Origin of the sequence: Nocardia sp. NPDC052001 (assembly GCF_040680615.1) — a bacterium.
GTDB lineage: Bacteria > Actinomycetota > Actinomycetes > Mycobacteriales > Mycobacteriaceae > Nocardia.
The window spans coordinates 784,661-797,206 of the sequence record NZ_JBFAXC010000003.1 but is presented as its reverse complement, the minus strand read 5'-3'; the positions used below and the strand labels follow the sequence as shown (position 1 = coordinate 797,206).

The 12,546-nt window shown below is 66.5% G+C and carries 12 protein-coding genes and 1 tRNA gene; 7 read left to right on the top strand and 6 right to left on the bottom strand.

Features of this window, described 5'->3' with window-relative positions; translation table 11 throughout:
• Window positions 1-65: 65 nt before the first annotated feature.
• Both AB0L82_RS19020 and AB0L82_RS19015 read right to left on the bottom strand, forming a co-directional pair.
• Complete coding sequence (locus AB0L82_RS19020) at window positions 66-533, bottom strand: RidA family protein (RefSeq protein ID WP_364637516.1); 468 nt, start codon at window positions 531-533, stop codon at window positions 66-68.
• A complete protein-coding gene (locus AB0L82_RS19015) occupies window positions 533-697 on the bottom strand; it encodes a DUF4177 domain-containing protein (protein ID WP_153802898.1) in 165 nt (54 codons plus the stop codon). The genes AB0L82_RS19020 and AB0L82_RS19015 overlap by 1 nt, the downstream gene beginning before the upstream one ends.
• Before the next feature lie 171 nt (window positions 698-868).
• Between AB0L82_RS19015 and AB0L82_RS19010 the strand changes: the two genes are divergently transcribed.
• Both AB0L82_RS19010 and AB0L82_RS19005 read left to right on the top strand, forming a co-directional pair.
• Window positions 869-1,888 carry an ArsA-related P-loop ATPase gene (locus AB0L82_RS19010; RefSeq protein WP_364637513.1) on the top strand — a complete coding sequence of 340 codons (1,020 nt, stop codon included), beginning with the start codon at window positions 869-871 and terminating at the stop codon, window positions 1,886-1,888.
• 2 nt (window positions 1,889-1,890) lie between these two features.
• Entirely contained in the window at window positions 1,891-3,057 is a 1,167-nt protein-coding gene (locus tag AB0L82_RS19005) for an ArsA family ATPase (protein ID WP_364637511.1), read from the top strand.
• Window positions 3,058-3,201: 144 nt separating this feature from the next.
• Here the strand turns inward: AB0L82_RS19005 and AB0L82_RS19000 are convergent, their stop codons facing one another.
• Window positions 3,202-3,525 (bottom strand): WhiB family transcriptional regulator, encoded by a 324-nt coding sequence (locus tag AB0L82_RS19000; RefSeq protein ID WP_067569470.1) that lies wholly within the window; start codon window positions 3,523-3,525, stop codon window positions 3,202-3,204.
• Window positions 3,526-3,826: 301 nt separating this feature from the next.
• On the opposite strand from AB0L82_RS19000, the gene AB0L82_RS18995 reads away from it, so the two are divergent.
• Window positions 3,827-6,190 carry a penicillin-binding protein gene (locus tag AB0L82_RS18995; RefSeq protein ID WP_364637509.1) on the top strand — a complete coding sequence of 788 codons (2,364 nt, stop codon included), beginning with the start codon at window positions 3,827-3,829 and terminating at the stop codon, window positions 6,188-6,190.
• 162 nt (window positions 6,191-6,352) lie between these two features.
• On the opposite strand, the gene AB0L82_RS18990 is transcribed toward AB0L82_RS18995, so the two are convergent.
• Window positions 6,353-6,817 (bottom strand): GatB/YqeY domain-containing protein, encoded by a 465-nt coding sequence (locus tag AB0L82_RS18990; protein WP_364637507.1) that lies wholly within the window; start codon window positions 6,815-6,817, stop codon window positions 6,353-6,355.
• A 69-nt stretch (window positions 6,818-6,886) separates the two neighbouring features.
• Here AB0L82_RS18990 and AB0L82_RS18985 point away from each other — a divergent pair, with 69 nt between their 5' ends.
• The 3 genes from AB0L82_RS18985 to AB0L82_RS18975 all read left to right on the top strand — a co-directional run bounded on the left by AB0L82_RS18985 (window position 6,887) and on the right by AB0L82_RS18975 (window position 9,176).
• Window positions 6,887-7,849, top strand: a complete 963-nt coding sequence (locus tag AB0L82_RS18985) for a metallophosphoesterase (protein WP_364637505.1) — start codon at window positions 6,887-6,889, stop codon at window positions 7,847-7,849.
• 52 nt (window positions 7,850-7,901) lie between these two features.
• Entirely contained in the window at window positions 7,902-9,014 is a 1,113-nt protein-coding gene (locus tag AB0L82_RS18980; RefSeq protein WP_364637503.1) for a hypothetical protein, read from the top strand.
• An 88-nt stretch (window positions 9,015-9,102) separates the two neighbouring features.
• A tRNA-Pro gene (locus AB0L82_RS18975) sits at window positions 9,103-9,176 on the top strand.
• 82 nt (window positions 9,177-9,258) lie between these two features.
• On the opposite strand, the gene AB0L82_RS18970 is transcribed toward AB0L82_RS18975, so the two are convergent.
• On the bottom strand, window positions 9,259-10,119 hold the full coding sequence (locus AB0L82_RS18970; protein ID WP_364637501.1) for a helix-turn-helix transcriptional regulator: 861 nt from the start codon (window positions 10,117-10,119) through the stop codon (window positions 9,259-9,261).
• 140 nt (window positions 10,120-10,259) lie between these two features.
• Here AB0L82_RS18970 and AB0L82_RS18965 point away from each other — a divergent pair, with 140 nt between their 5' ends.
• Window positions 10,260-10,871: a YbhB/YbcL family Raf kinase inhibitor-like protein gene (locus AB0L82_RS18965; protein WP_364637499.1), complete on the top strand. Its 612-nt coding sequence runs from the start codon at window positions 10,260-10,262 to the stop codon at window positions 10,869-10,871.
• 62 nt (window positions 10,872-10,933) lie between these two features.
• Here the strand turns inward: AB0L82_RS18965 and AB0L82_RS18960 are convergent, their stop codons facing one another.
• Window positions 10,934-12,523 carry a succinic semialdehyde dehydrogenase gene (locus AB0L82_RS18960; protein ID WP_364637497.1) on the bottom strand — a complete coding sequence of 530 codons (1,590 nt, stop codon included), beginning with the start codon at window positions 12,521-12,523 and terminating at the stop codon, window positions 10,934-10,936.
• Between the last annotated feature and the right edge of the window lie 23 nt (window positions 12,524-12,546).

Below are 12,546 nucleotides of genomic sequence, written 5' to 3'. Positions count from 1 at the left end.
GGGAGTGCGGCGGGTCCAGGGTTGGACGCACCACACTTCCCACATCTCCTCGAATGGGCAAGCGCTCAGCGCACTTCGGCGATGAGTTCCACTTCCACGGGGGTGTTCTTCGGGAGTTCGGAGACGCCGACGGCGGAGCGCGCGTGCACGCCCGCATCGCCGAAGACCTCGCCGAGGAAGTTCGACGCGCCGTTGATGACGACCGGCTGATCGCTGTAGCCGGGGGCCGAGGCGACGAAGCCGACGACCTTCACGATGCGCACCACATTGTCGAGTCCGACCAGATCATGCACGGCCGCAAGCGCATTGAGCGCGCACAGCTGAGCGGCCTCGGCGGCCTGTTCGGTGGAGACCTCAGCGCCGACCTTGCCGGTGACGGTGAGCTGCCCGTCCACGAACGGCAGCTGGCCGGAGGTGTAGACGAGGTTCCCGGTCCGGATGGCCGGAATGTACGAGGCCACGGGCGCGGCCACGGCGGGCACGGTGACGCCCAGCTTCTCCAGGTTTTCCGCCCACGCGGTGGCGGCGGTCATCAGTTCTTGGGTCGCTTCAGGTAGGCGACGTGCTGCTCACCGGTCGGGCCGGGCAGCACCGAGACGAGCTCCCAGCCGTCGGAGCCCCACTGGTCGAGGATTGCCTTGGTGGCGTGCGTCAACAGCGGGACGGTTGCGTACTCCCACGCGGTCACTTCACTCATGGTCGTGAGATTAGCCCCGCTCCGGGTGGTCCCATACCTCGGACCCTGGTCTGGCGCATTCGATATCAGGAAATCGAGAATTCCAGAGTGGTGTATCAGACAGTCGGTGTCACTTGTGGGCATGAACCAGGAACGAGTTATAGGCTCGCGAGCGTGGGAGTACCGATAGCAGTGCCCGTTTCGGTTGAGCCGGGGGTCGAAGCAGGTTGGCCGGAGCGGGCGGACAAGGCCCGCCTGCATTACGTATCCGGGAAGGGCGGCACCGGGAAGTCCACGGTCGCGGCCGCACTCGCGCTCGCGCTCGCGGCGGGGGGCCGCCGCGTGCTGCTGGTCGAGGTCGAGGGCAGACAGTCCATCGCCCAGCTCTTCGATCTGCCGCCGTTGCCGCCCACCGAGACTCGCATCGCCACCGCCGAGGGCGGCGGCGAGGTGCTGGCGCTCGCGCTGGATGTCGAACACGCGTTCCTCGAATACCTGGACATGTTCTACAACCTGGGTTTCGCGGGCCGGGCCATGCGCCGGGTGGGAGCGATCGAATTCGTCACCACCATCGCGCCGGGCCTGCGGGACGTGATCCTGACCGGCAAGATCAAGGAATGCGCGGTGCGCGTCGACAAGTCGGGTAAACCGGCCTATGACGAAATCGTCATCGACGCCCCGCCGACCGGGCGGATCGCCAGCTTCCTGGACGTCACCCAGGCCATGGCCGAGATCGCCGGCGGCGGTCCGATCGCCTCGCAGGCCGAGGGCGTCTCCAAACTGCTGCATTCGCCGCAGACCATGATCCACCTGGTCACGCTGCTGGAGGCGCTGCCGGTGCAGGAGACCGCGGACGCGGTCGCCGAACTCACCGCCAATGACCTCAATATCGGCACGGTCATCGTGAACCGGGCCAACCACGGCTACCTACCGCGCGCGCAGCGCGAGAAGGCCGCCACCGGCGACCTGGATACCGACGCGCTGCGCACCGGGCTCGCCGAGGCCGGAATCACCCTGTCCGAGGCCGACTTCCAGGGCCTGGTCGCCGAGACCGTCGAGCACTCCGCTCGCCTGCACGCGCAGGACGAGAGCGCAGAGGAGCTCGCGCAGGTGGACATCTCCCGGCTGTACCTGCCGTCGCTGGCCGACGGTATGGATCTGGGCGGGCTGTACGAGCTGGCCGAAGTACTGAGCGCGCAGGGAGTCCGCTGACCATGATCGTTCCGGCCAATACCGTCCCCCTGGACATTTCGAAGATGCTCGCCGATCCGACCTCGCGCATCGTGGTGTGCTGCGGTTCCGGCGGCGTCGGCAAGACCACCACCGCTGCGGCCATCGCGCTGCGTGCCGCCGAGGCGGGCCGCAAGGTCGTCGTGCTGACCATCGATCCGGCGCGCCGGCTCGCGCAATCGCTGGGCGTCAGCGATCTCGGAAACACCCCGCAGAAGGTCGAATTGGGCGAGGGCGTCAAGGGTGAGCTCTACGCCATGATGCTGAATATGCGCCGCACCTTCGATGACATGGTGCTCGAGCACACCAGTCCGGAGAAGGCCGAGCAGATCTTCGCCAATCCGATCTATCAGACCGTGGCGTCCTCGTTCGGCGGCACGTCCGAGTACATGGCAATGGAGAAGCTCGGGCAGCTGGCGAGCAAACGCGAGTGGGACCTGATCGTGGTCGACACACCGCCCTCGCGGAACGCCCTGGACTTCCTCGACGCGCCCAAGCGTCTCGGCAATTTTTTGAACGGCAAGATGATCCGCGTGATCATGGCGCCGGGCCGTGGCGTCGGCAAACTGGTCGCGGGTGCCATGAGCCTGGCACTGCGTGGCGTGTCCACGATCGTCGGCGGACAGCTGCTCAAGGACGCCTCGGTGTTCCTGCAATCGCTGGAGTCCATGTTCGGCGGATTTCAGGATCGCGCGGATCGCACCTACGCCATGCTGTCCCGGCCGGGCACGCATTTCATCGTGGTGGCGGCCGCCGAACCGGACGCGCTGCGGGAGGCGTCGTTCTTCGTGGACCGGTTGTCCACGGACAAGATGCCTTTGGCGGGGCTGGTGCTCAATCGCACGCACCCCGTACTGAGTTCGCTTTCGGCCGAGCAGGCGCAGGTGGCGGCGGACAAGCTGGCCCCGCAGACACCGGTGAACGGCGAATCCGAGACCCCGGCCGCGCTGGCGGCCGCCGTACTGCGGATTCACGCGCAGCGGGCGGTGACGGCGAAGCGGGAACAGCATCTGCTGCACCGGTTCACGGGCGCGCACCCGCGGGTGCCGATCGCGGCGGTGACGGCCCTGCCGTTCGAGGTCGCCGATCTCGAGGCGTTGCGAGCGGTCGGCGATCAGCTGGCCGAGGCGGGAGCAGCCCGAACCGCCTGACGCATATGCGCCAGCCTTGGCGCGACTGCGCAACCCCCCTGAATTACGACGGAGGATTTGCCTGTTCTGCCCGTTCCGACCCCAGACACGGACCGAGCCCGCATCAGCGGGCTCGGTCCGTTCTGCCTATGGGAATACGGCTGATTACATGGCTACTTTCTGCGTACGCTGGACACGGAAGAAGTCCGCCCAGGAGGTCACCTCGGGATGCTGCTTCAGCAGCGCGCGACGCTGCCGTTCGGTCATGCCGCCCCACACACCGAACTCGACCCGGTTGTCCAGGGCGTCCGCCCCGCATTCCATCAGCACCGGGCAGTGCCGGCAGATGGTTGCCGCCTTGCGCTGGGCAGCGCCGCGCACGAACAACTGGTCGGGATCCACTTCCTTGCATCGGGCCTGGGAAACCCAGGCGATCCTTGCTTCGGCCTGCTCCACGTCCAATCGAGCTATCGGGGTAGTCATGTGCATTTAAGTGCCCCTTTGCAGTCCGAACACCGGGTCACGGCGCTCCAGAATCGCGTGTGCAGCGCGCAGATACCCAACCCCACTGCGAACTGCACCACATTCCACTTTGAGTGTTAGCTCTATCACACTGGGTTCTCAATCTAGATAGTGGTGTAGCGCTCGCGCAAGACCGTCCTGAGATTTTCTGGTACGTCCGTCCATGCATTCGTTGCCTAAAACCGGGCAGTCGGCATCTTTGAGACGAATGGACACCCCGTGCCCGGGCGAGCACCGAGCACCGGAAAGGGCAATTAGGCTAGGGGCCGTGCCGATCACACGAACGCTCGCGAGACTGGCCGGCAGCTGCGTCCTGGCCGCCGTTCTCCTCGCCGGGCTGCTGTTCCCACTCGCCGGCGGCTTCGGCTATATCTCCAACCGAGCCGCCGACGCCGTAGACAACGTCTCCGCCGAACTGGTGGAAGGCGCGGTCCCGGCGGTGTCGACCATGGTCGACGCCAACGGGCAGCCGTTCGCGTGGCTGTACGAGCAGCGCCGATTCGAGGTCCCCAGCGACAAGATCTCCAACGACATGAAGCTCTCGCTCGTGTCCGTTGAGGACAAACGCTTCGCCGAACACGGTGGCGTGGACTGGCAGGGCACCTTCCGTGCCTTCCTGACCAACACCAGCGGCGGCGAAGTGCAGCAGGGTGGTTCGACCATCGACCAGCAGTATGTGAAGAACTATCTGCTGCTCGTGGTCGCCAAGACCGACGCCGAACGCCGCGCCGCCATCGAGACCACGCCCGCCCGCAAGATCCGCGAGATCCGCATGGCGATGACGCTGGACAAGCAACTCACCAAGGACGAGATCCTCACCCGCTATCTGAACCTGGTTCCGTTCGGCAATTCGTCGTACGGCATCCAGGACGCCGCGCAGACCTACTTCGGCGTGGACGCCAAGGATCTGAACATCGTGCAATCCGCGATGCTGGCGGGCATGGTGCAGTCCAGCTCCAAGCTGAACCCGTACACCAACCCCGCGGGCGTGCTCGAGCGCCGGAACACCGTGCTGGACACGCTCATCGCGAATATCCCCAGCCGGGCCGACGAGTTCCGCAAGGCCAAGACCGATCCGCTGGGCGTGCTGCCCGAGCCCAAGGGGCTGCCGCGCGGTTGCATCGCGGCCAATGATCGCGGGTTCTTCTGCGATTACGCGCTGCAGTACCTGGCCAATGCCGGGATCAGCCGCGATCAGATCGACAAGGGCGGCTACCTGATTCGCACCACGCTCGATCCCGATGTGCAGAACTCGACCAAGGCGTCGGTGACCGCGAACGCCGATCCGAATCTGGACGACATCGCCTCGGTGATGAATGTCATTGCCCCGGGTCAGGATTCGCATCCGCTGCTGGCGATGGCGTCGAGCCGCACCTACGGACTGGACGGCAATGCGCATCAAACCGTGCAGCCGCAGCCGTATTCGCTGGTAGGCGACGGCGCGGGCTCGATCTTCAAGATCTTCACCACGGCCGCGGCGATGGAGAAGGGGCTCGGCATCAGCGCACAGCTGGACGTCCCCGCGAACTTCCAGGCCAAGGGCATGGGTAACAGTGGCACGCCGGGCTGCCCGGCCGAGACGTATTGCGTGAAGAACGCGGGTGCCTACAAGTCGCCGATGTCGGTGACCGAGGCGCTGGCGACCTCACCGAATACCGCCTTCGTCAAGCTGATCCAGGCCGTCGGCGTCACGCCGACGGTGGATATGGCCGTGCGCCTGGGCATGCGCTCGTACGCGCAGCCGGGGACCTCCGGGCATGGCAATCAGAGCCTGGCGGACATGGTGAAGGATCAGAACCTCGGTTCCTTCACCCTGGGCCCGGTCGGCGTGAACGCGCTGGAGCTGTCGAATGTGGCCGCGACACTGGCCTCCAGTGGTCGCTGGTGCCCGCCCACCCCCATCAAGGAGGTGCTGGATCGCAGCGGTAAGCCGGTGCCGCTCACCCAGCAGGCGTGCGAGCAGGTGGTCGATCCGGGCCTGGCCAATACGCTCGCCAACGCGCTGAGCCACGACGTGCTCAGCGGTACCGGTGCCGGTGCCGCCGGATCGGTCGGCTGGACCTTCCCGCTGTCCGCCAAGACGGGAACCACCGAAACGCACCGCTCCTCGGCCTTCCTGGCGTTCAGCGGCTCGTTCGCGGGTTCGGCGTACATCTACGGTGACAGCCCCACTCCGGGTGAGATCTGCTCGTACCCGCTGCGCAATTGCGGCAGCGGAAACCTGTACGGCGGTAATGAACCGGCGCGAACCTGGCTGGGCGCGATGAAGAACGTGCTCGGCAAGTTCCCGCCGCTGAGTCTGCCGCCGCTGGATGACAAGTACGTGCGCGGCTCGAACAATTCGCAGATTCCGGATGTGATCGGCCAGAGCCAGGCCGAGGCGACCGGCAACCTGATCGCCGCCGGATTCCAGGTATCGGTGACTTCCACGCCCGGCGCGAACAAGGGCACGGTCATGAGCATCTCGCCGGATGGTTCGGCCATCCCCGGCTCGGTGATCACGATCTACGTCAGCGACGGCACCCAGCATCCGCTGCCGTCCGCCGCTCCCCCGCCATCCCTGCCGGGGATCCAGTTGCCGGGCCTCCCGCAACTCCCCCCGATCCCCATCCCCATCCCGATCCCCCGCTAGCGCGGTAGAGAACCGCTAGCGCGGAGAAGAACCAAAGCGGCCCCTCGCCAATGGCGAGGGGCCGCACTCGTTCCCACGATCGTGATCACTCCCGCCTCCAGCGGAACGCGAGGGCCCCTAGCCGGTATCGGCGAGGGGCCCTGATGCTTTCGCGTATCGCGGTCAGAGGCGGGCTTTGACCGCCGCGGAGACGCGGGTGCCGTCGGCGCGCCCGGCGGCGAGGGCGGTGGCGACCTTCATGACCTGGCCCATCTGGCGCATGCCGGGGCGTTCGCCGAGTTGTTCGGCGACGTCGGCGATGGCGGTGTCGGCGATATCGCCCACCTCGGCGTCGGTGAGCGGGGTGGGCAGGTACTCCTCGATGATCTGTTCCTCGGCGCGCTCGGTGGCGGCGAGTTCTCCGCGCCCGGCCTGCTCGTAGACCACGGCGGACTCATTGCGCTTCTTCGCCTCCTTGGACAGGACGGCGATCACCTCGGCATCGGTGAGTTCCTTCGCCTCCTTGCCGGCGACCTCGGCGGTCTGCACGGCGGCGAGCAGCATGCGCACGGTGTTGAGGCGCAGCGTGTCCTTGGCCTTCATGGCGGTGGTGAGATCCGCGCGCAGCTTCGATTTGAGTTCCGACATGGCCGCCACGGTACCGTTCATCACCCGCGAGGCTCGACGCATTTTCAACGGGTCGCCTATTCTGGGCGAATGCCCGTAATCTCGACCGTCGCCCTTCGCCGTACCGCTCTGGGAGCCGCAGGGGCCGCCGTCGCCGGAGTCGGATACGCCACGCTGATCGAGCGCAACGCCTTCACGCTGCGTGAGGCGACGCTGCCGGTGCTGGCGCCGGGTAAACCCTCGCTCCGGGTGCTGCACATCTCCGATCTGCACATGATGCCGGGTCAGCAGTTGAAACAGGCGTGGTTGCGGGAGCTGGATCGGCTGGAGCCGGATCTGGTGGTGAACACCGGTGACAACCTCTCGCATATGAAGTCGGTGCCCGCGGTGGTGCAGGCGTTGGGCGGGTTGCTGGGTCGTCCCGGCATTTTCGTGTTCGGGTCGAACGACTATTTCGCGCCGGTGCCGAAGAATCCGCTGAAGTACTTCAAGAAGGATCACAAGCGCGTTTTCGGTGATCCGCTGCCGTGGCAGGATCTGCGCGCCGCGTTCACCGAGCGCGGCTGGCTGGATCTGACGCATGTGCGCCGCGATATCGAGGTCGCCGGGGTGAAGATCTCCACCGCCGGTGTGGATGATCCGCATTTGAAGCGGGATCGCTACGACACCGTGGCGGGTGCCCCGAATCCGTTGGCGGACTTGAGCATCGGGCTCACGCATTCGCCGGAGCCGCGGGTGCTGGATCGTTTCGCCGGTGACGGTTACGACCTCATCATGGCGGGTCACACCCATGGCGGTCAGCTGTGCGTTCCGGGTTTCGGTGCGCTGGTGACCAATTGCGGTATCGACCGTTCGCGGGTGAAGGGTCCGTCGCAGTGGGGTTCGCATACCCGGCTGCACGTGTCGGCCGGGCTGGGCACGTCGCCGTGGGCGCCGTACCGGTTCTGCTGCCGTCCGGAGGCCACGCTGGTGACTCTGGTCGGCGCGCCGCCCAAGCAGCCGGTGGCGGAGTCGGGTCGCGGGCGCACCACCTCGGAGGCTGTCGCGCGATAGACCCGTTCCGCGATATACAACGCGGTATGTAGTCGTCAGTCAGGGGTGAGCCGTGGCCAGTGGTAATGAACCGAACGAGGATCCGACAACGAAGGGTCCGGATCCGGACTGGTGGCAGGGCGCGCCCGCCGCTGATTCGCCGTGGCAGTCGCATCCGGCGCAGCCGCAGCAGCCCGCACCGAATTACGGTGTGGGCCAGTCGGATCCGACGGTGCATCAGCCGTGGGGGCAGCAGCCGCCCCCGACCGCGCCGTTCACGGGCGGGCAGCCGTATCAGAGCGCCCCGAATCCGTATCAGAGCGCGCCGAGCCAGCCGTATCAGCAGACGCCGTATCAGTCCGGGCCGAATCCGTATCAGCAGCCGCCGCCGCAGCCGCCCTACGGTCCGCCGGGTTACGGCCAGCAACCTCCCGGCGGCGGTAAGGGCAAGGGCTGGTTGTTCGCCGGTATCGGCGCGCTGGTGCTGGTGATCATCGGCGCGGTGGTCACCGTGGTGCTGGTGAACCGCGGCTCGAATGATCCTTCGGCACATGGGAATACGACGCCGTCGTTGATCAGCGCGCTCACCACGACCCCGTCCGGCAACAAGCCGAGCACCTCCCCCAAGCCCACCAGCGCCCCGAAGACGTCCACCCCGGCCGCGGTGATTCCCGGCTACCAGGTGGTGACGATCACGGAAAACGGTGCGGCATACGACATTCCGAAGGAATGGAAGCTGGACCGCACCGGTCAGACCAGCTTCAACAGCGGCGGTGATTCCGTTCCGATCGCGGGCCTGGCGCAGGATGGCGTCGATTACTGCCCGAACTACGTCCGCACCAACGTATTCCTCAGTCAGTCAACGGAAACCGATCCCGCCAAGGCCGCGGCCGATATCTCCACCCGTATGGCCAAGATCGGCTGGTCGACCTCCACGGGTTCCACCCCCGGCGCGTCGGAACCCTTCAGCAACACCGATAATCAGCTCCAGGGCGTCTACTTGGAGACGAAGGGCAACGCCCCGCCCCCGGCGTCCGGCTGCGCCTCCACCTACTCCATCTACACCTTCGCCTTCCCCGGCGACAACGGCGCGTTCGTCTTCACCATCGCCGCCGACACCGGCGTGGCCAACTCCGTGGACGCCACCCTGGCCAAGAAAATCCTGGCCACGATCCGCCCCCTCTAACCCCTTCCCCCAACCACATTTACCCCCTCTGACCACCCGATTTATCATCCGGCCCACCCATCGGCTAAGCTACTCCACGTTCACATCACGGGGTGTGGCGCAGCTTGGTAGCGCGCTTCGTTCGGGACGAAGAGGTCGCAGGTTCAAATCCTGTCACCCCGACGTGTTGGTTGAGACACAGGAAAGGCCCTGACTTCGGTCGGGGCCTTTTCGCTGTTTCGGGGTCGGTTCGCGGCTGTTCGAGTCAGCCTGCGGCGGGGTGCAGGGGGTGGGTGCCGAGGCGGTGGGCTCGGGTGGTGATGAGGGTGCGTAATGCGGCCGCTGTGAAGGCATTTGCGGGGGTGAGGACGAAGAGGCGGTGGGCCGAGGTGTCGGGGGCCACCAGGGTGTCGTAGTCGAGGGTGAGGGTGCCTTCGGTGGGGTGCTGGAAGCGTTTACGGCCGTGGTGGCGTTCCTGGACGGTGTGGTCGTTCCACCAGGTGGCGAAATCGGGGCTGGCGGTGCGCAATTCGGCGATGAGGTCGCGCAGGCGGGGGTCTTCGGGGTTGCGGGCCAGGTTGAGGCGGAGGTCGCCCACGGTTTCGCGGGCGACCTTGGGCCAGTCGAGCTGGGTGGCGCGGGTGGGTTCGTCCAGGAAGATGAGGCGGGCGATATTGACGCCGGGGAGGAAGTCTTCACCGAAAAGGGCTGCGGCCGCGGCATTTCGGGAGAGGACATCGCCGCGGAAGTCCATGGCGTAGGCGGGCAGGAGCGGCATCCCGTCGAGGATCGACCGCATGGAGGCGCTCAGCGGGGCCTGGGCGCGCTGCGGCGGGGGCTGGGAGCCTCGGGCTATCAGGTGCAGGTGGGAGCGTTCGGAGTCGTTCAGCTGCAGGGCCGCGGCGATGGCGTCCAGGGCGGCGGCCCCGGGGGTTACGGCGCGGCCCTGTTCCAGGCGGATGTACCAGTCGATGCTGACGGCGGCGAGTTCGGCGACCTCTTGGCGGCGCAGGCCGGGGGTGCGGCGTTTGCCAGTGCCGGGCAGCCCCGCGGCCTCGGGCGTCAGTCGTTCTCGCATTGCGCGCAGGAAGGAGCCCAACTCGACTCCGGATTCCGCTCTGTCCACCGGACCATCATGGCGCAGGGCGTTGAGCACGGCCGATCGGGTGGTACGCGAGATACCAGGATGCGGACGGCCTTCTCCGTGATCCCACTATCCAAGATTCTTGTCTCAACAATTGAAATAGGAAATCTTGGAGGATCGTCATGAACAACATCGCGCGAATCGCGTCCGCCGCCATCGCCGCCTCCGGTCTGCTGAGTGTGGCGGCCTGTGGATCGGACAGCGAGCCCGCCCCGGCGGCACCGCCCGCCGCCGCGGGAGTCACGGTGCGGAGTGTGGCTCCGGCGGGGACCGCGACGTTCGAGGTGAGCAGTCCGGACGTGAAGGATGGAACGTTCGGGGCGGACAACTTCGCGGGGGCGTTCGGCTGCACCGCGGCCAATCATTCGCCTCGGGTGCGGTGGTCGGGCGCTCCGGCGAACGCGAAGAGCTTCGCGGTCACCATGTTCGATCCGGACGCGCCGACCGGCAGTGGCTTCTGGCACTGGGTCAACTGGGATATCGCCCCCACCGCAACGGAATTCGACACCGGCGTCACCGCCGTGACCGGAACCAACGATGCGGGCGCGCCCGAGTACCTGGGCCCCTGCCCGCCGAGCGGCGATAAGGCGCACAACTACCGAATCACGGTGCTGGCCTTGGACGTTCCGAAAATGGATCTGCCCGCCGCCACTCCCCCGGCGGTCGCCTCGTTCTCGATGAGCAGCCACGTCATCGGCATCGGCCAGCTGTCGGTCAGCGCCCAGCGCCCCTGAACCACGAATACGCGACGACCCCCGGCCCATCAGGGTCGGGGGTCGTTGTCCTACAGCAGTTTTCAGCCCAGGTGCAGCTTCTTCATGAGGCGCAGGGTCATGAGGGTGCTCTTGAGCTGCTTCTCGTAGGGCATGCCCGCGCGGGCGGCGAGGATCTGCTTCTTCTGCACGCCGACATTGATGGTGTCGGTGTACTTGAGGATGCCCGCCGCACCGTGCCGGGTGCCGACGCCGGAGCTCTTGACGCCGCCGGAGGGGGTGCCTTTGGCGGCGTAGGTGGTGACGAAGCCGTCGTTGATATTGATGGCTCCGGCTTCGAGCTTCTCGGCGATGCGCCCGGCGCGGGCGAAATCGCCCGCCCAGACGCTGGCGTTGAGGCCGTAGTCGGTGTCGTTGGCCAGGCGGATGGCCTCTTCGTCGCTGCCGAATTTGTAGATGGCCACGACGGGTCCGAAGGTTTCCTTGGTGGCGAGTTCCATGTCCTTGGTGACGCCGGTGAGGATGGTGGGCTCGTAGAAGGCGGGGCCGATGTCCGGGCGGGGCTTGCCGCCGGTCACCACGGTCGCGCCCTTCTCGCGGGCCTCCTCGACGTGGGCGCATACGCGCTGCATGTGCTCGACCGAGACGAGTGAGCCGATCTCCGGATCGAAGTCGTAGGTGGCTCCGGCTTTCGCGCCCAATTCCTCTGCGGCGGTGACGAATCGGCGCACGAACTCGTCGTAGACGCGTTCCTGCACGTAGATGCGCTCGATGTGCATGCACGCCTGGCCGGTGTTGCCGAAGACGGCGAAGGTGGCGCTGGGGATGCATTCGTCGAGGTTGACGTCGTCGAGGACGATCATCGGGTTCTTGCCGCCGAGTTCGAGCGAACAGCCGATGAGGTTGTTGCCCGCCTGTGCGCCGATGGTGCGCCCGGTGTTGGTGGATCCGGTGAACATGACGAAGTCGACGTTGTCGATGATGGCCGGGCCGACGTCGGGCCCGCCGCCGCACACCACCTGGACTAGTCCGCGCGGCAGGCCCGCCTTGTGCAGCAGTTCGATGCCGAACAGCGTGCACAGCGCGGTCTTGTTGTCCGGCTTGAGGATCAGCCCGTTGCCCGCCATGAGCGCGGGGGCGGAGTCGGACATGGAGATGGCGAACGGGAAGTTCCACGGTGCGATGACCGCGACGACGCCCTTGGGGCGGTGTTCTTCGGTGGAGCTGGTGATGACCGGCATGGGTCCGCTGCGCTTCTTGGAGCGCAGGGTCTTCTCGGCGGTCTTGAGGTAGTGCGCGATGACCATCGGGGTGTCGCAGGCTTCTTCGATGGCCATGCGGCGGGCCTTGCCGCAGCCGATCTGGATGAGGTCGGCGATGGTCTCGATCTCGGTGAGGATCAGCTCGTGTGCGCGCTCGAACACTTCGAGGCGCTGCTTGAGCGGGCGGCGTGCCCACTCGACCTGGGCGGCGCGTGCGATGGCGACGGCGGCCTCGACGTCTTCGGGCGAGGACTGCGGCAGCTTGCCGACCACGTCACCGGTGTAGACCTCGATCATGTCGAAGGGTTCGCGGGCCTCGCCCGCGGTGCCCGCGGTCACCATGCCGGTGAGCCGGTTGATCAAGGATTCCGTTACCCGGGGCGGCAGCTTGCTCTGCGTACTCGTACTCATGGCATATCTCCCATAACTTGCCG

Coding starts and splice junctions, on each gene's coding strand:
- AB0L82_RS18965 (WP_364637499.1), top strand. CDS start 10,260: ATGAACAACATCGCGCGAATCGCGTCCGCCGCCATCGCCGCCTCCGGT.
- AB0L82_RS18990 (WP_364637507.1), bottom strand. CDS start 6,817: ATGTCGGAACTCAAATCGAAGCTGCGCGCGGATCTCACCACCGCCATG.
- AB0L82_RS19000 (WP_067569470.1), bottom strand. CDS start 3,525: ATGCACATGACTACCCCGATAGCTCGATTGGACGTGGAGCAGGCCGAA.
- AB0L82_RS18960 (WP_364637497.1), bottom strand. CDS start 12,523: ATGAGTACGAGTACGCAGAGCAAGCTGCCGCCCCGGGTAACGGAATCC.
- AB0L82_RS18985 (WP_364637505.1), top strand. CDS start 6,887: ATGCCCGTAATCTCGACCGTCGCCCTTCGCCGTACCGCTCTGGGAGCC.
- AB0L82_RS19015 (WP_153802898.1), bottom strand. CDS start 697: ATGAGTGAAGTGACCGCGTGGGAGTACGCAACCGTCCCGCTGTTGACG.
- AB0L82_RS19020 (WP_364637516.1), bottom strand. CDS start 533: ATGACCGCCGCCACCGCGTGGGCGGAAAACCTGGAGAAGCTGGGCGTC.
- AB0L82_RS19005 (WP_364637511.1), top strand. CDS start 1,891: ATGATCGTTCCGGCCAATACCGTCCCCCTGGACATTTCGAAGATGCTC.